14 protein-coding genes are annotated in these 17,672 nt (G+C 41.9%); 8 read left to right on the top strand and 6 right to left on the bottom strand.

Annotated elements, in window-relative coordinates; all coding sequences use genetic code 11:
* Window positions 1–224 precede the first annotated feature (224 nt).
* On the top strand, window positions 225–2,633 hold the full coding sequence (locus Q7J63_RS16570) for an ABC transporter permease (RefSeq protein WP_304887734.1): 2,409 nt from the start codon (window positions 225–227) through the stop codon (window positions 2,631–2,633).
* A gap of 45 nt (window positions 2,634–2,678) precedes the next feature.
* Here Q7J63_RS16570 and Q7J63_RS16565 read toward each other — a convergent pair whose 3' ends face one another.
* Window positions 2,679–3,674 (bottom strand): bestrophin family protein, encoded by a 996-nt coding sequence (locus tag Q7J63_RS16565; protein WP_304887732.1) that lies wholly within the window; start codon window positions 3,672–3,674, stop codon window positions 2,679–2,681.
* Between the two features lie 255 nt (window positions 3,675–3,929).
* Window positions 3,930–4,487 carry a porin family protein gene (locus Q7J63_RS16560; RefSeq protein WP_304887730.1) on the bottom strand — a complete coding sequence of 186 codons (558 nt, stop codon included), beginning with the start codon at window positions 4,485–4,487 and terminating at the stop codon, window positions 3,930–3,932.
* A gap of 411 nt (window positions 4,488–4,898) precedes the next feature.
* On the opposite strand from Q7J63_RS16560, the gene Q7J63_RS16555 reads away from it, so the two are divergent.
* The 7 genes from Q7J63_RS16555 to Q7J63_RS16525 all read left to right on the top strand — a co-directional run bounded on the left by Q7J63_RS16555 (window position 4,899) and on the right by Q7J63_RS16525 (window position 12,706).
* Window positions 4,899–5,054 carry a hypothetical protein gene (locus Q7J63_RS16555; RefSeq protein WP_304887728.1) on the top strand — a complete coding sequence of 52 codons (156 nt, stop codon included), beginning with the start codon at window positions 4,899–4,901 and terminating at the stop codon, window positions 5,052–5,054.
* Window positions 5,055–5,086: 32 nt separating this feature from the next.
* Window positions 5,087–5,863, top strand: a complete 777-nt coding sequence (locus Q7J63_RS16550) for a VOC family protein (protein ID WP_304887726.1) — start codon at window positions 5,087–5,089, stop codon at window positions 5,861–5,863.
* Window positions 5,864–6,085: 222 nt separating this feature from the next.
* Window positions 6,086–6,865, top strand: a complete 780-nt coding sequence (locus Q7J63_RS16545) for a DNA-formamidopyrimidine glycosylase family protein (protein ID WP_304887725.1) — start codon at window positions 6,086–6,088, stop codon at window positions 6,863–6,865.
* Between the two features lie 238 nt (window positions 6,866–7,103).
* Window positions 7,104–9,590, top strand: coding sequence for an ABC transporter permease (locus Q7J63_RS16540; protein ID WP_304887723.1), 2,487 nt, complete (start codon window positions 7,104–7,106; stop codon window positions 9,588–9,590).
* A gap of 207 nt (window positions 9,591–9,797) precedes the next feature.
* On the top strand, window positions 9,798–10,511 hold the full coding sequence (locus Q7J63_RS16535; protein WP_304887721.1) for an SDR family oxidoreductase: 714 nt from the start codon (window positions 9,798–9,800) through the stop codon (window positions 10,509–10,511).
* A 187-nt stretch (window positions 10,512–10,698) separates the two neighbouring features.
* Window positions 10,699–11,373 carry an ABC transporter ATP-binding protein gene (locus tag Q7J63_RS16530; RefSeq protein ID WP_304887719.1) on the top strand — a complete coding sequence of 225 codons (675 nt, stop codon included), beginning with the start codon at window positions 10,699–10,701 and terminating at the stop codon, window positions 11,371–11,373.
* 1 nt (window position 11,374) lies between these two features.
* A complete protein-coding gene (locus tag Q7J63_RS16525) occupies window positions 11,375–12,706 on the top strand; it encodes a TolC family protein (protein WP_304887717.1) in 1,332 nt (443 codons plus the stop codon).
* Window positions 12,707–12,756: 50 nt separating this feature from the next.
* Here Q7J63_RS16525 and Q7J63_RS16520 read toward each other — a convergent pair whose 3' ends face one another.
* From Q7J63_RS16520 to Q7J63_RS16505, 4 genes are all read right to left on the bottom strand, one after another.
* Window positions 12,757–13,527, bottom strand: coding sequence for a glycosyltransferase family A protein (locus tag Q7J63_RS16520; protein ID WP_304887715.1), 771 nt, complete (start codon window positions 13,525–13,527; stop codon window positions 12,757–12,759).
* 674 nt (window positions 13,528–14,201) lie between these two features.
* Window positions 14,202–15,689, bottom strand: coding sequence for an oligosaccharide flippase family protein (locus Q7J63_RS16515; protein ID WP_304887713.1), 1,488 nt, complete (start codon window positions 15,687–15,689; stop codon window positions 14,202–14,204).
* Between the two features lie 67 nt (window positions 15,690–15,756).
* The gene (locus Q7J63_RS16510) at window positions 15,757–16,599 is read right to left on the bottom strand and encodes an FkbM family methyltransferase (protein WP_304887709.1); all 843 of its coding nucleotides are present in this window, start codon (window positions 16,597–16,599) and stop codon (window positions 15,757–15,759) included.
* A 20-nt stretch (window positions 16,600–16,619) separates the two neighbouring features.
* Window positions 16,620–17,666 carry a glycosyltransferase family 4 protein gene (locus Q7J63_RS16505; RefSeq protein ID WP_304887707.1) on the bottom strand — a complete coding sequence of 349 codons (1,047 nt, stop codon included), beginning with the start codon at window positions 17,664–17,666 and terminating at the stop codon, window positions 16,620–16,622.
* Window positions 17,667–17,672: the final 6 nt, after the last annotated feature.

Here is a 17,672-nt window from a genome sequence, read left to right as displayed (position 1 = left end):
TCAAAAACAATCAGCAAATAATTGAATATCAGTTCATTATAATATTGAATTGAGTTATGAATGCATAAAACGGGTTAAAAGCGATTGATAAGCCACCGGAAATTTATTTAACGGTATACCGCTCCATCAAAGCTTGGTAAAGAGAATGAAGGATTCATTAAATAAGCGTATAAACAATGAGATTCACTTTTCATGGATTATTCCACCACTAAACATCCTGTAAAATGATTAAAAATTATTTTCTTGTCGCCTTCCGAAATCTCAGAAGGAATAAGCTCAGGACCTTGGTCCATATCCTTGGACTTTCGATCGGTATTGCCGTCTGCCTTTTGGTTTTTCATATTGTCTCGTTTGAAACTGACTTCGATAAATTTCATAAGGATGGAGACCGGATTTATCAGGTAAACACAGAAACCTTTTACAACGAGGAATCCTGGAAAAATGGGGGAGTCCCTTTTCCCCTTGGGGATGTCATCATGGATGAAATTCCTGAAATAGAAGCAAAGACGCATTTTTATACACTTTGGGATGTCAAAATAGCAGCACCCGGAGAAAACAAAATCCATAAAGGGGGAGCCAACATTGTCTTTGCGAACAATCAATTTTTTCACATTTTCCCAAGGGAATGGTTGGTAGGAAATCCTGCCACAGTGTTGACAGATCTCAACCAGGTAGTCCTGACTGAATCGAAAGCCAAAACCTACTTTCCAGAGATGTCTCCTGCAGAGGTTTTGGGTAAAGAAATGGTGTATTATTTTATGGACACGGTACACACCACTGTCGTCGGGATTGTCGCAGATTATAAGGAAAACTCAGATCTGAAATTCACGGATTTGATTTCGATGGGAAATATGCTTGTAGAGGAAAACAGGGACGATTATGCTGTAGATCAATGGAATTCAGTCAATTCTTCTTCGCAGGTATTTGTCAGGCTGAATCCAAATGCAAAAATAGCCGATGTGGATGCAAAGTTTAAAGGGATAGTGGATAAATACATGGAAAAAGAACGGGGAAATGCCACGGTCTTTTCCCTAATGCCTTTGTCTGAGATTCATTTTCACGAAAACTTTGACCAGTCCGGCGCCAACAAATCGGTGTTACAGGGTTTGGTGATCATCGGATTCTTTATTCTTTTGCTGGCAAGCATGAATTTCATCAACCTGGAAACCGCCCAATCCATCATCAGGTCCAAAGAAGTCGGTATCCGAAAAACCCTTGGTAGCAGCAGGTCTCAATTGGTTTTTCAATTCCTTTCCGAAACGGCCTTGATTGTCACCTTGTCGATTTTCGTCGCTGTATTTCTCAGCGAAATGCTTGTCAAGTATTTCAGGGATTTTATTCCTGAAGGATTGGCGATGGATTACCTATCACAAAGGAATATATTGTTTTTAACTGTTTTGGCTTTTGTTTTGACCTTGGTGTCAGGATTGTTTCCTGCTTTGATCTTATCCGGATACCAACCCCACAAAGTACTCAAGCGAGATCTGAAAACGCCAAACGGATTCTCCCTGGGTCATTTTATTCAAAAAAACCTGACGGTTTTTCAGTTTGCTTTGTCGATTGGATTCATCATTTCGGTATTGGTGGTTTCGAGTCAGATCAAGTATATGGTGACCAAAGATATGGGTTTTGACAAAGAACAGGTCCTGTATATCCGGACGCCCTATTTGGTGCCAGAGTCCCAAAAAGAGGCATTCAAAACCGATATAGACAACCAATCCTTTGTTCTCAAATCCACTTTGGGCAATGATATTATGGCATCTTCAAGTATGTGGACTTCTTTGATTGAAATCGAAAGAGAGGGAGAAAAGAAAGAAATAGGCATTCAGGTCAAGAATATTGATGAAAATTACCTCGGGGTGTACAAAGTGGATTTGATTTTCGGAAGGAATATCAGGAATGTGGAAACTGAGATGTTGATCAACCAAACATTGGCAAAAACGATTGAATTTGCAAACCCATCAGATGCCATAGGCCAGCAGATTTCCTATTCAGATAGGGAATTTACTGTTGTTGGGATTGTTCCTGATTTTCATACCCGATCACTCAGGGAAAAAATCTTGCCTTTGATCATGGTTTATCGGCCTATAAATTCTCACACATTAAGTTTGAGGATGGAAGCATCCACTGATTTAATGGCTGCCAAAGGAAAATTGGATGCAATTTCAAAAAAGTTCTTTCCTGTTGAAGAGGAGGAATTCAAATTTTTTGATGAGACATTGGCCGGTTTTTATAAATCTGATTTAAAGCTCCGCAAAGTTTTGGGCATGGCAACAATGATGGCTTTGATCATCAGTTTGCTGGGATTGTTTGCTTTGTCCTCGTTTACCATCTCACAGCGGACCAAAGAAATCAGCATTCGCAAAGTTCTCGGGGCCACTTTACGGCAGATACTTTATTTGATTTCCTTGAATTACATGGTTTTGATAGGAATAGCCTTTGTGCTAGCCGTCTTTCCCGCCTATTATTTTCTGAATGATTGGCTCAATGGATTTGAATATCGGGTGGATATGCCCTATCTCATTTTCCTTTTGGCTGGATTGGGGGTGTTGACAATCTGCCTTGTCATCGTTGGGATTCATTCATGGATTGCTTCCCAAACCAATCCTGCCAAAATATTGAAAAGTGAGTAATGCGACTAAAAAGAGAGGAAATTCCTGAAACAAGCACACTTAAACTTACATCGAAAAACCATTTTCCACAGGATATTGGCCAGGAATATTGTCATCATCCAACATTTCACGCAAGTCGATTTCGATTGATCTGGAGAGAGTGGAAATGGGCAAGCTGTTGTAGGCTGGTTCGAATGGGTTTTCTGAATAATCTCCAATTCTGTCCATCAAAAAAAAGATCCAGATAATGAGTGCCGAAAAAGGAATGGTCAACCAGATATATAAGTCTTTTGATCCTTCAAAAATATTGAGCATTCCAAAAGGAATCAAAGCGCAAAAAACATAGTTCATCCAAAGTGCCACGGATGCATATTGTCTGGGCAAAGGGAAGTTCTTGATCCTTTCGCACATTCCTTGATCGTCATAGAGTTTACCGATGATTTCATGAAGCCACACATGTTTGTAGTCGGAAACAAGACCATCTTCTTTCAGCTTTTGAAGGGTTTCCGATTGTGTTTTGAGGATTTGGGCAGCAACATTGCTTTTGGATTTTAAATTGTCCCATTCCGAGGGAGAGATAAAGTGAGCCAAAATTTCTGAAAGTTCCTTGGAATAGTTGTCTCTGAATGTTGGGGTGAATATCATTTTGAGTGGATCTTCTGGATGTTCCCAAGTCCTCTTTTTTCGCAAGGTATGGTTGAGGGCATGGACCCAGGCGATATGTCTGTAAACGATCTTTTTTTTGAGTTCTTTAGCCGTTGCTGCATCTTTAGTCTCTACCATGGTGAGAATGGCTGTGGTAAAAGTTCTGCTATTGTTGACAATGGAACCCCATATTTTTCGGGCTTCCCATGTCCTGTCATAGGAACTGTTGTTTTTGAAACCAAGGTAAAAAGCTACTGCGATACCGATCACACTTATGGGTTCCCATGGAAGTGTAAATTCCAAAAAGGTGATTTCAAAAACCAAGACAATAACAGCCGCATACAGAATACCGTAGAGCAATGGTTTTTTTGACCACTTGACCGTCATCCAAAAACTATAGTGTCTTTTTACATACATGCTGTTTTTTTCAAAAAAAAGTACCTTTAGAATTCAAAACAACCTAAGATAGACAACTTAGTGGAATAATTAAAAAAACCATTCGTAATCAATGAGAATGAATCTGCAGTGATGTCCTTGGCCGCTTTATATTCCAAAAGGTATCTGAATATTTTTGAAATCAAATAATTTGTAATGCGCAAATGGGGAAACTACCTTAAAAAACAAAAGTTCCTCCGAGGAGGAACTTTTGAAGCAAAAGAATGATGTAAAAGCTCAGAAACGAACCCCAGCGGACAGTTGTATGATTGAATTTTTAACATCCGCGTCTTTTTTCACATCCGTAAGTCCAAGATTATACCTTCCCTGGACAAATAGCGGCCCAATGATTTGAAAAGTCAGTCCACCCACCAGTGCAAAATCGAAGGTTTCAGAGTTGGAGATGTTGACATTTTCCTTTTCATTCAATAAAAAGGAAACCTGCGGCCCAACATCGACGGACAAGCGATCAGGAATCAAATAAAAACGGGCCACGACCGGAATCGAGAGATATCCCAATTCGTTTTTTATGTTTTCACCAGTTCCTTTCAAATTTGAGCCTGCGGTGGAATACAAAAGCTCAGGCTGAATCGAAAATGCCTCGAATAAGCCAAATTCAACAAATATGCCAGCATGGTAATTGGTGATGCTTTCAAATTCATAACCAGCCAAATCACTTCCAGTGTAATTGGCGAAATTTACTCCTGCTTTGGCGCCAAAGTGCAATCCCTGGCCAAAAGTGTGGCCTATTGCAAAAATGGCCAAGGTAGCTGTAAGAATGATTGTTTTTTTCATGATCCAAAACGTTAAGTTAATTTTTGTTTAAAATTTAAATAATAGTTTGAGGTTAAATAATTAAGATTATCCGTTTTTGGGTTTTATTTTCTAAAAATGGGCTGGAAGACAAAAGACGATAGAAATCTAAAATCCTGAATTTTCGGTTTTATCAACTGGCCCATTGATTTATTGGCAAAGGAATGGTGTAAATTTTAGGTAAATAGTAAATATTAGAATTTTTTATTTAATTATTATTAGATAAATTTATTTAAAATAAAAATATTAATTGATTAATAATACTTTAAACACTACCATTAATCATTGTTTTGAACGAGGGGAAAAAGCAGAATGTTGTTATTTGGATCGATTTATTTGTCCAAGTCTGGAAATGAATAACAATCTGAAAATCAACACTTAATTTAAATTTCCATGATGATGAAGTTTTTCAGACATCAACCTCTCTTAGATCAGGTAAAATCCATGAATGTATGTGCCGAGACAGGATTCAAAAACAGGGGTTTGAAGGGGACATTCAGAAACCGAACCATTGGAAATTCCAATAATTCAGAAAAAGGTGTGAATTAAAATCGGAAAGAAACGAACATAAAAGCCAAGTCATGACAACTCAAAAGAGAATAACTCCTTGTCTTTGGTTTGACACTGAAGCAGAGGAAGCCGCAAAATTTTATACAGGACTTTTTGCGAAATCAGAGATCGGTACCATTTCCCGGTTTGGGAAAGAAGGTTTTGAATTCCATAGGAAGCCCGAAGGATCGGTCATGTCAGTTAATTTTAAGTTGAAGGGGCAGGATTTCATGGCGCTCAATGGGGGTACGGAGTACAAATTCAGTCCATCGATATCTTTTTTTGTGGTGTGTGAAAGCATTGCGGAAGTGGATTTGGTATGGGACACGCTCTTGGCAGGAGGATCGTCCATGATGGCCTTGGATAAATATGAATGGAGCGAAAAATACGGTTGGTTGAATGATAAATACGGGATCTCCTGGCAAATTTCATACGGAAAAATTGACGAGGTTGGCCAAAAATTCACGACCACTTTTATGTTTGTCGGCGACCAGTTTGGCAGGGCGGAGGAGGCGATACATTTTTATACCTCGATTTTCAAAAATTCAAAGATTCAAGGGATATTGAAGTACAATGAGGCCGATGGGGATGTTCCCGGAAAAGTCAAACATGCACAGTTCAAGCTTTTGGGACAGACATTTATGGCCATGGAGAGTTCCCTTGTCCATGCTTTCAACTTTACACCCGCTATTTCCCAGATGGTCTATTGTGATACGCAGGAGGAAATCGATCATTATTGGGACAGCTTCACGAGCGAAGGTGAAGAAGTACAATGCGGCTGGCTCGTGGATAAATTTGGTGTTTCCTAGCAAATCTTGCCCAGGATGCTGGAAAGGGAAATGGCGGACCCTGAAAAATCCAGAAAACTTACCGCAGCCTTTTTACCCATGAAAAAGATGATCATCAAAACACTGGAAGAAGCGATCGCATAACTTCCTGAAAGCGAAATTTTCCCAGGTATCTGTTGTTTTCAGATTCTGATTCTCCAATAAAAAATTGAATTTTCGTCCTCAATTTTACTCAACAATGCCATGCCAGAACTACCGGATTTGGAGGTTTTAAGTCTGAATTTGAATCCTAAAATAAAAGGGAAAACCATAAAAGGCATCAAGGTTTATCGACCTAAAAACCTGAATGTTTCCACTGAAAAATTGAAAAATAGAATTGAAAATCAATCCATTAGGGAGTTCAGAAGAGACGGGAAGCAATTGTTGATGGAGTTTGAAAGTGGTGAAATCCTCGGTTTCCAATTGAGGTTGAATGGATGGATCCAATTTTTCAAGGAAAGCAATCCGCACAAATACGCCGTAATGGAGCTGTATTTTCAAGATGGAACAGCAATAGTGTTGACTGACCCAAGAGGGTTGGCCAAGGCGTTATTGAATCCTGTAAAACCCAAGGGCATCGATGCCATGTCCAGCGCGCTTACACCGGAGTTTTTAAAAGAAAAGATGGCAGGGAAAAGTATCTTGATTAAAAAATTCCTGATTGATCAGGACATTATACAAGGAATTGGAAATCGCTATTCGGATGAAATTTTATGGAAAGCGGGTATTTCTCCATTTTCGATTTGCAATAAAATTCCACAAGAAAAAATCCATGTGCTTTCAGATGCCATCAAAATAGTTTTGGGGCAGACCACAAAACAAATCCTTGACCTTCATCCCGATAATGCCAGCGGAGAAATACTGGACTTCCTCCTTATTCACCATCCTAAAAAGAAAAAAAGTCCCACAGGAGCTTCTATCCAAACGAAGTTGATTGATTCCCGAAAAACCTATTTTACCTCCGAGCAGGAATTGTATGTTTAGCAAATGGAAAGGGGAAAAGAGAGGATGATGCATCTTTCAACTTTCACAATTTTAGGGATCCTTATTTCCTCTCCCCAGTAAATGATAATGTGAACCGATTGTCGATCGGCAAAGTGAAATTTAAATAGCATTGATACTGAATCGTCCGATTGCGACCAAAAGTGTACGGATTTTTTGAGGCTGAAATTTGAAAACGGCCTTGATGCCCCGCATCACTGTTTTTTTTATGGTATGGAAGATGAAAAGATGTACCGAACTACATTCAACATTTTATAAAATTCATCTTCAGGAGAAAGCCATGCTCAAAAATTACTTCAACATCTTTCTGAGAAACTTTAAAAAAAGTCCAGTCTACGTCCTGATCAATATTTTTGGTCTTGCATTGGGCATGACGGTGAGCATCCTGATATTTTTGTTTGTACAGCATGAACTGAGTTATGACCAATACCATGAAAAAGCGGACAAAATTTATCGTGTTTCAAGGTCATGGACAGATCAGAATGGTGAAATCAGTCTTCATCTCGGACATGCAGCGCCACCATTTGCACCTTTGTTGAAGTCCGATTTTGGTGCCGTGGTCCAAGAATCCGTCAGGTTGATGAGCAATAATCCTTTGGTGAAATACCAAGGGAATTCCTTCACAGAGGAGCGCTTTTATTTTGGCGATCCGGAGGTTTTCAAAGTTTTTTCCTGGACACGCATTGATGGAGATTTGGACAATGCCCTGACTTTTCCCGATGGCTTGGTGATCACTGCATCCACTGCAAAGCGCTATTTCGGAAATGAAGATCCGATGGGGAAATCCATGCAAGTGGTGATCGGGGACAATACAATTGAAATGCAGGTTAGGGGAATCGTTGAGGATGTTCCTGACAATTCCCATTTCAAATTCGACATGCTGGCATCCATGAAGCCGGTCGAGGAATTTTATGGAGGATTGGCTCAAATGATGCAGAATTTTGGCAGCAATAATTTCTCGACTTTTTTATTGTTGAACGATGGAGCTGATTTCCATGAGCTGGAAAATCAGCTTCCTGCATTCATAGACCGCCACATGAGCCCAAACAGTGAAGGCATCCCCGCTTCAAAAGGTACCCAATTGAAACTTTGGCCGCTGAAGGACATTCACCTGCATTCCAATTTGGATTCAGAAATGGAACCAAACAGCAGCATTGAATATGTGTACATCTACTTGGCCATTGCGCTTTTTATCCTGCTGATTGCCTGCATCAATTTTATGAACCTGTCCACGGCACGATCCTCAAAAAGAGCCATGGAAGTCGGGCTTCGAAAAGTAATGGGTGCTGACAAAGAACTCCTGATCCGTCAGTTTATGGGAGAGTCCATATTTATGGCATTTGTCGCCTTGGCGTTTGCCCTGATTTTGGTTTACCTGACGCTGCCGATTTTCTCGGATTTTACCGATAAGGATTTGCATCTTGATTTTTTGGAACATCCTGCTTATTTGTTCTGGATAGTGATTTTGGTGATTTTCGTGGGTTTGATTTCCGGAAGTTATCCAGCACTTTTTCTATCCGGTTTCGAACCGGTGAAGGTGATGAAAGGCACCTATAAAATCGGCTCTATCCATGAGAAACTAAGGTCCATTTTGGTGGTCGGGCAGTTTGCCATTTCCATTGTCCTGATCGTTTGTGTGATCGTTGTGATCAATCAGTTGGATTATATGAAAAGCAAGGATCTGGGCTTTGAAAAAGAGGGGATTTTGGTGCTTCCAGCTTACACACAATTGACGGATAACTTTGAAATGATGCGGGAAAGGTTGAAAAAACAGCCTGGAATTCTAGAAGTTAGCCTTGCCAGCAGGATTCCTTCGGGCCGCTTGCTGGATTCCCAGGGAACGAAGGCCGAGGTGGGAGGGGAGCTTTCTCCGATCAATATCCGGATTGCAGATGTGCATGTCAGCCATACATTCAAAGAAACCTTTGGGATGAAAATGGTCGCGGGGCGTAATTTTGATTTCAACTTGGCCAGTGATTCTACGCAAGCATTTATTTTGAATGAAACCGCCATTCGGGCGATCGGCTGGTCAAATCCTGAGGAAGCCGTAGACAAGCAAATTGAATATGGAGGCAGAAGGGGATATGTGGTGGGCGTATTGAAAGATTTCCATTTTGAATCGCTGCATCAGCCCATTGTCCCCATCATTTTTATGATCCCGGAAAACCGATTTGGCAATGTAGCCATCAAAATTCAATCAGACCGGAAAGAAGAAATCATGGAATATCTCAGAGGGGAATGGATGGCCATGCGTCCGGATTCTCCGGTGGAATTCACTTCTGTGGAGGATCAGTTTCTCCGTCAATATGAAGCGGAAGAGCGGATCGGGACCATTTTCGGGTTTTTTGCCATGCTGGCCATTTTGATTTCGGTATTGGGACTGTTTGGCCTTACAGCCTACGCAACCGAACAGCGAACCAAGGAAATCGGCATCCGGAAAGTGATGGGGGCGAGTGTCTTCAACATTGTCACTTTGTTAGGCAAGGATTTCTTGAAATTGGTTTTGTTGGGATTCCTCATTTCGATACCCATCGCTTGGTATGGCATGGATCAATGGCTGGGTGGATTTGCCTATGGCATTTCGGTTTCCTGGGTGGTATTCCTGATTGCCGGTTTGAGCGCTTCGCTGATCGCTTTGGTCACTGTCAGTTCCCAGTCAATAAAAGCAGCCATGATCAATCCTGTGGATTCCTTCAGGGTTGACTAGAAGAGGATACATCAAATATTGGATTTGGCTTTTTGCCATTGTACGCCCCATTGAATGAAGGTGAAATCGGGATTATACCCTTCACCTTAATTCAACTGGGGCTTGAAATCAAAATTTCATCCTGAATAAATTTGCAGTTTGATTGAACTTTACCTTGCCCAAATGGGTAACATAGAGGTAAACGTGTATTTTTAAACAATCGAGAACATGCAAAATATCGAAAACAAAACTGCCTTCATTACAGGAGGTACCAAAGGAATAGGTTATGGAATCGCTGCAGCCTTGGTGGCGCAGGGAATGAATGTGGCCATCACAAGCAGATCACAGGAAAGTGCTGACAAAGCAGCTGAAGAGCTCAATAAAATTGGAAAAGGAAAGGCCATAGGTTTGGAGGCGGATGTCAGGGATTATACTTCCCAGGAAAACGCCATCAACAAGCTTTTGGATAAATGGGGAAAATTGGATTTGTTGGTCGCCAATGCCGGTATCGGTCATTTTGCCAACATTGAGGAATTGACCTTGGCGCAATGGCATGAAACCATCGACACCAACCTTACCGGTGTATTTTACAGCATCAAAGCCGGATTGAAAGCATTGAAAGATTCGAAGGGTTACTTCATTTCGATTTCCAGTTTGGCCGGCACCAATTTCTTTGCCGGAGGATCAGCCTACAATGCGAGCAAATTCGGAGTGACCGGATTTTCCCAGGCAGCCATGTTGGACTTGCGTCAGCATGGAATCAGGGTGACCACCATCATGCCGGGATCTGTAGCCACACATTTCAATGACCATGAGCCAAGTGAAAAAGATGCATGGAAAATCCAAAGCGAAGATTTGGGCCAAATGGTTGTGGACTTGATGCAGATGCACCCAAGAACGCTTCCAAGCAAAATCGAAGTGAGGCCAAGTATGCCAGGATAAGGCACATTCGTCCGCCAGCGAACAAAATTGTTCGAATAAAATAGTTGTAATTTCCCCAAAAATACCCTGAATCGAATAATTCAGGGTATTTTTTATGGCACAGGATTGGGAATAGGTTTTAGGTCGGAAGAGGGACGCCGCACATGGGTACCGCTTCCATCGAACACCTTTCATCAAACCCTTTCTTATGATTTCATTGGGCAATATTGATAAATTCATCGACTCGCGTTTTCAGCGGGTGTTTATTTTAAAGGGAATCAACCTTAGTGTCGGGCAAGGTGAATTCCTGACTTTGATGGGCCCTTCGGGAGTAGGGAAATCAACGCTTCTGAATATTATCGGACTTTTGGATGATGATTTTGAGGGTCAATACAGCATTGATGGAAAATCCATACAAAACATGAAAGACAAGCAACGATCGGCTCTACACAAATCTGAATTTGGGTATATTTTTCAGGCCTATCATCTCATCGACGACCTAACGGTCTATGAGAATATCGAAACGCCATTGCTCTACAGAGGGGTTTCTGCCTCCGAAAGAAAAAGCATCATTGCGGATTTGTTGGACAGATTCAAAATGGTGGCAAAAAAGGATCTGTTTCCCGAACAACTTTCTGGAGGACAACAGCAACTGGTAGGCATTGCCCGAGCAATCGCAGGCAAGCCGCGCATCTTGTTGGCGGATGAACCTACGGGAAACCTGCACTCCGCTCAGGCAAAGGAAATCATGGAGGTTTTCAAGGAATTGAACAAGGAAGGGACCACAATTATCCAAGCCACACATTCAAGGGAAAACGCCAATTTTGGCACCCGATTGATAGAGATGCTCGATGGAAGAATCGACAAAGACATTGCCCTTTAATATGAAAAAGATACTCTTTACTTATTTGATTTTCGGTTTGTTTGTCGGGGAAATAAAGGCTCAGGATACCCTAAGGCTTACCTTCCAAGAAGCAGTTGAAATCGGTCTAAGACAAAATCTCAACTACCGGACTTTGAACAACCAACAGGAAGTGCTCAAAATAGAGAATCAAGCTGCCCGTATGGGTCACCTTCCCCGTCTGAACGCAAGCAACAGCTTTTTTCGCCAAAGCGGCCAACAGTATCAGCAGGTTGAAGACCAGTTAATCGTCACCAACCTTACCAATAACAGCATTTCATCTTCCGTGAATATGACCATGCCGGTTTTTAATGGAGGAAGAAGGATCAACATGACAAGGGCCACAGGATTTTTCAAAGAGGCTGGTGAAAATGAGATGGAAAGAGCTGCACAAGAAATGATGTTCACTGTTTCCCAGCAATATCTTCAAGTGCTGTTGGATGAGGAGTTGTATCGGATAGCGCAGGAGAATTTGGCGAACCAAAAGAAACTGTTGGAACAGATAGATGGGTTTGTGGAGGCTGGGTTGCGGACACTTTCCGACCAATACAACCAGCAATCCGAGGTGGCAAGACTGGAAACAGTTGCCTTGAATGCCAAAATCCAATGGGAAACAGATGCTTGGACCTTGGCTGAAACGCTTCAGCTGGATTCCAATACCATTCCAAAATTAGAGGGAATATCCTTGACTCCGAGTAGAAGTGAATACTTGTCCATGCCTTTGGAGGAATTGTACGATTTATCAATCGGTCAGCGAAAGGATTTCAAACAGCAGCAACTTTTGGAGGCTGGAAATAAAAAAATGCTGACGGTCGCAAGGTCTGTCTATTATCCTCAGATCAACGCATTTTTCAACTACAACACCTTCTATACCTCCTTTGACGATAGAAGGATAAACGAACAATTGTTCCAAATCTATCCGCAACGCACCCTTGGACTATCCTTGACCATTCCCATTTTCAATAATTTCGAAAACAGACTCTCAGTGACCAGAAGTAAAGTTGAGTACCAAAACCAGCAATTGGAAAAATCAGCTTTGGAAAGAAGGATTTCCCAAGAAGTGAAACTTGCCTATGAAAATTACAAAGCATCCATAAAAAGGGAAGAGGCGACCAAATTGCAATTGACTGCAGCTGAGGAAGCACAAGTGGCCATTTCGGAAAGATTCCGCTTGGGCGTCAGCAATTTTGTGGACCTGTCCCAAGCCAACCAACAATTGGTGACTGGCCAATCCGATTATGCCCAATCGCTTTATACCCTCTATTTTCAGGAAATCATTTTGAAATACGCTTTGGGTGTTCTTGAAGTGAATTAGAAAAAATGGATTGCAGGCTTGAATCTTGATATCGTTTCAGCAGACAGATACTACTTGAATAAATTATAGACGCGATTGATTTCTTTGGACCAAGACCTTGGATTCCGCAAAGGCCCACCAAGATGCGCTTTCAGGAAGTCGGCGTGTTTGTCATTGATCAGGTCAATGGTTTTCTGTTTTGCTTCCTTGTTGGTGGTTTTTCTCCTCGAGCCTTTCCTGATTCTGTAATAAAACCCGGTGATGGGAAGTTTCACGACTTCACCCCCAGTTTTGAGCATGTTCATCCAGAATTCCCAGTCTTCCCATCCCCAAGTCATCCTCTTGTCATAACCGCCGCATTTTTCCCAATCGCTTTTGCGGTACATCGCGGACACAAAAATCATATTGTCCAATGCCAATGCACGCAAGGAAAATGGTTTTAGTTTCCAAGGCCCTGTTTTTTCACCGAATTTCTCCGCTTCGCAATACACGACTTTGACATTGGGATCGGATTCTAAAATTTTGACGGCCTCAGCGATATAGTCTGGATTGATTTTGTCATCCCCATCCAAAGGAAGGATGTATTTGGCGCGGGCAACATGGATACCTGCATTTCGGGCTTGGGCAGGACCTTGGTTTTTTTGGGTAATGGCCTTGATTTTATCCGGGAATTTTTCGCTCAACTCCTGTGCGATTTTAAAAGAAGCATCCTTGGATCCATCATCGACGATGATGATTTCTAAGTGCTCATATTGGCTTTCCAAAACAGAATTAACGGCCTCTTCCAAATAGGCTGCCTGGTTGTAGCAGGGCATGATGATACTGACTTTGGCTGCGTTCATGGGGAAACCTTGGATGGATTGGAAATCAAAATTTTGTATTATTTCAAACTCCTGCAAAGGTATTGGTTTTCAATAAAATTTGGGATAAGGAATGTTTTATATGGAGGATTTCTCTTTTTTCAAATTGGAGTTGGAAAAGAGTCGCATTTTTGATGGCCGAACCACTGATTTCCTTTTCTTGATTTTTGCAAAAATGGGTTTTTCAACCAGCGAATGGGTAATGAATTTAGCCACAACACTTTACCGCGTGCGATGAAAGTTGATCTCTAAAATTTCGAAATTACGGTGGGGTGGTTAGTCAATTTCCTTTTGCTTTTAAATGACAAATCGTAAGTTTTTTAAAGGTTGGTAAGCTACTGAAAGTGCGTCAATTGAATGATATAGCCTATTTTACCCCAAAATACCACGGAAAATTCAATGAGCAATCCCTGAAAGGATTTTAAAAATACTTTACTTTTCCTCGATGATTCCTTATCTTTGGCAAAAGGTCCGGGTCGCCGACTTGTTCAAACTTCACAAATTATTATTACACCGAGTGAAGCCCTTTTCAAAAACAGGCCTCATCCATTTTTACTCCGGTAAATGTGGACCTAGCCCTCAAAAGTTAGGATAACAGTGGAAGTTTGCGATTTTCAGGCAGCTCAAATCTTGTCAGTACGGAGGTTTGCAACACTCTAAGACTCGGATCTTTTTATTTTTTTCAGGAAGGTGAGAAAGGATGCTCTCGTCTCCTCAGCAATATTGAACACAAAGGTTCCTCCCAAATACAGCAAAACAATCAATACCGACCGCAAGGCCAAATCCCCTACACCGGGCTCCATTTCCTTTAGCAACCAATCCTGAGCAAAGAAAATGAGAATACCCAAAATCACAATCTTTAGGATATCCAATGAAAAAGGCTGAAAGCCCAATCTCCATTTGATATAAAAAAATTTGATCAAGTTGTAGAAAAACATGGCCAGAAATGAGGCCACGGCTGCGCCTTCAATCCCAAAAATCGGAATCAAAAACAGATTCAAAACAATCACAGCAATACTCATCAGAAGCGTCGCGGTGATGTTGAAGAGGTAATATCTTGAAAAAACGATGATTTCTCCATTGATGGAAAAAAGGACATCGGAGAGTTTTCCGAGGCCTATCCACAAGACCACCCATTTACCGGTTCGGTACAATTCATTGTTCGGGATAAAATGGTACAGGTTGTCAATGTTTGCCCAGACGCCCAGGAAGATCAGCGTACAGAGCAAAAGTTGGTGCACCGCGACATCTTTGTAGAGTTTCCCGACTTTGTCCAATTCCATTTTTTCGAAGTACTCCGAGACAAGCGGCATGACCACTTGGGAAATCGCTCTTCTGGGCATCTCGATGACTACAGCAACCGAAAACGCGATGGTATAAATGGCATTGGCATCCAATCCAATCATGGAAGAAACCATCAGGCTGTCGATTTTCATGATCAGGATGGCGCCTGTGGTACCCAATAAGGTGATCAAGCTGTATTTGATAAATTCCGTTTTGAAGCCAGCGGGAAAGGATTTGAATTTGAATTTCAATTTGAAAACCTTGATCCTGACCATGTAAAGGATCATGCCCATCAAGGAGATAAAATAGACCAAAGCCAATCCCCACATCATGTGATCAAATGTGATAAATCGAAGAAAATAAGTGCCTACCAGTATCGAAACCAACAAGCGCAGGATCACTTCCCTGAAAAACGCGGGTACTGCCACTTTGATAAAGGAGCGGCAAAAGGAATCCAAAATCGTGTTCAGGACAGAAAAAAGGGTGATGAAAAGCACCACGCCGAAGAAATCGACCACCTCAGGCGAATTGACCGCAAATGCGGATATGATGGTTTCCTTAAATACAAAAAACAAAATGGCCACCAGGATAAATCCAAGAAGCGTCAGCAGGAGGCTTAGGGTGAAAAAGGAAAATTGTTCGGATTTGACTTTGGGATAAAAACGTGTGATGCCATTTCCCAATCCCAGCTGGGCAAAGGGGACAAAAAGCAAAGCCATGTCCTGGATGGTCCGGAATATCCCAATCTGCTCCGGATCCATGGCATAGGGCATCAGCCAGAGCACATTGAAATACCCGATCAAAACCCCCAGATAGGAGGAGATGGTGGTCAGGAGACTTTGCTTGGCTAATTTTTTCATGGAAATCAAAAACGGTTTCTTGGGGAATAACAATTTCCCAACGGGTATCGGTACTTTATCTTTTCCCTTAGGCTTTTGCGATGATGTTGCAAAACTCAGGAAGCTTGGTTTTGTCCAAAGGACTCGTTTTCCCTCTCAATCCTATCAATTCGAATCGATAACCTAACTTTTCCAAAAGTGCAAAGATATCGGAACTGCTGTACCCAGCGGCTTGGCAGGCAGTTTCGTTCAATTCCAAAAAAAGGATGGGCCTGAAGCGTTTGAGGGTTTCTACGGCACCTTTCAAGACCATCAGTTCAGCTCCTTCCACATCAATTTTGATGAAATCCACCTGCTGAATGTTCAACTTCTCCACCTCCGCATCCAAGGTGCTCAGGCTGATTTCTTCCAGGAAAGCTGTTTTCCCAGGCCCCGGGAAAAGCGTGTTTACGCCTTCGTTGTATGGGTCATTGGAATAGAGTTTCAACCGGCCCGGCTGATCGGAAAGTCCCATTCGAATTGGGAATACGAAGGCTCCGAAACCTTCATTGATGCGAACGTTTTCTTCCAGTTGGCCAAATAAAGTGGATAATGGCTCAAAGGCAAATACCTTTCCGGATGCCCCAGTTTTCCTCGCAGCCCAAAGGGTGTATTCCCCTTGATTTGCTCCGATGTCCACAAGGGTTTGCCCTTTGTTTACCAAATTTTCCATCGCAAAAACAGGCGCCCAATCGTGTGCCCCTCTCCAATAGATGGCCGAACCCATTTGTTTGGAGAGATCCAGCTTCATTTTAATCCCCCTAAATTGGATGGTTCTCCATTTGGGTGTCAATTGTTTGTCTTTAAAAAGGCCCCGAATGAACATCACCAAAAAGTATCCGCCTGGAATGACGTAAAGACTTCGGGTGAATTGAGATACTAAACTTTTCATAGCGTGGATTTGAGGCAAAGTTAATGAGGTAAATAGGATAATAGTTGTTTTTTCCTGTTTTCCAATGGGTAATCCGAAACAATCCTTTCCCGGGCGATCCTTTCAAGCCTGTTGTTTTCTTTGGAAATCAGGGCCTTGTTCATCAATATTTGGAGCAATTCCGAATCTCGGTAGTCAATCAGATATCCGGATTGACCGATGATGTCGGGGAGAATATTGACCTTGCTTCCGATGGGAATGCAGCCACAAAGCATGGCTTCACACAGGGCGCAACCAAAACCTTCAAACACCGACAGCTGGAAATAGAATCGGGCTTTGCTGTACAGAGACTTGAGTTGAGCGGGCTTCAATTTTCCCAGGAAAAAAATGTTTTCCGGTAAATCGTATTGGTTTTTGGGAGCATCCAAACCGGCAAAATAAAATCTGCAGTCGGGGAATTTCCCTGCCATATCACAGATCAAATCTCCACCTTTCAAGACAAACTGATCCGCAGACATTACCGTCAAAAATGATTTTTCTTCCCTTTGAACCTTCTCTTCAGCCTGCCAAAATTCTATGTCCAGACCATTTGGGATAATATGGTATTCCTTTTTGATTTCCGGAAAGTGGTACTGAAACCCGTTTTTAATCCTATTGCCTTTGACAAAATAATCGTTTTCGGTCTTTACGAGTGATGCACTTACCGGGAAGAGGCATGTTGCCCATTCATAGGATTTTTTGCAAACCCATTTGAGGATTGGGATTCTCAGACTCCCGTAATTCAATTCTGGTATGGAGGCACAATCCGTCCCGTGTAGGACAATGAAAGCAGGTTTCCCAAAAATCTTACCCAGAAGTGTTGGGAAAAAGGACCAATATCCCCCAAAAGAGATAAATATGAACTTTATCGAAAATATATTCCGTAGGACAAAGAAAAACTGCTGTACCAAAAAGAGCGGCGCCAGCCGTTTGTTTCGCCAGGAATAACTGTTCACGACCACCTCATGATTCTCCGAGAGGATCTGAATGTCATTGGTGATGAAGGACTGAAAAGAGGGCGTGACAAAAAGGATTTTGGGCTTCTTCATGCCTTG

Origin of the sequence: Rhodonellum sp., assembly GCF_030656585.1 — a bacterium.
GTDB classification, from domain to species: domain Bacteria; phylum Bacteroidota; class Bacteroidia; order Cytophagales; family Cyclobacteriaceae; genus Rhodonellum; species Rhodonellum psychrophilum.
The sequence above is the reverse complement of the archived record's forward strand: the minus strand, read 5'-3'. Positions and strand labels throughout refer to the sequence as shown.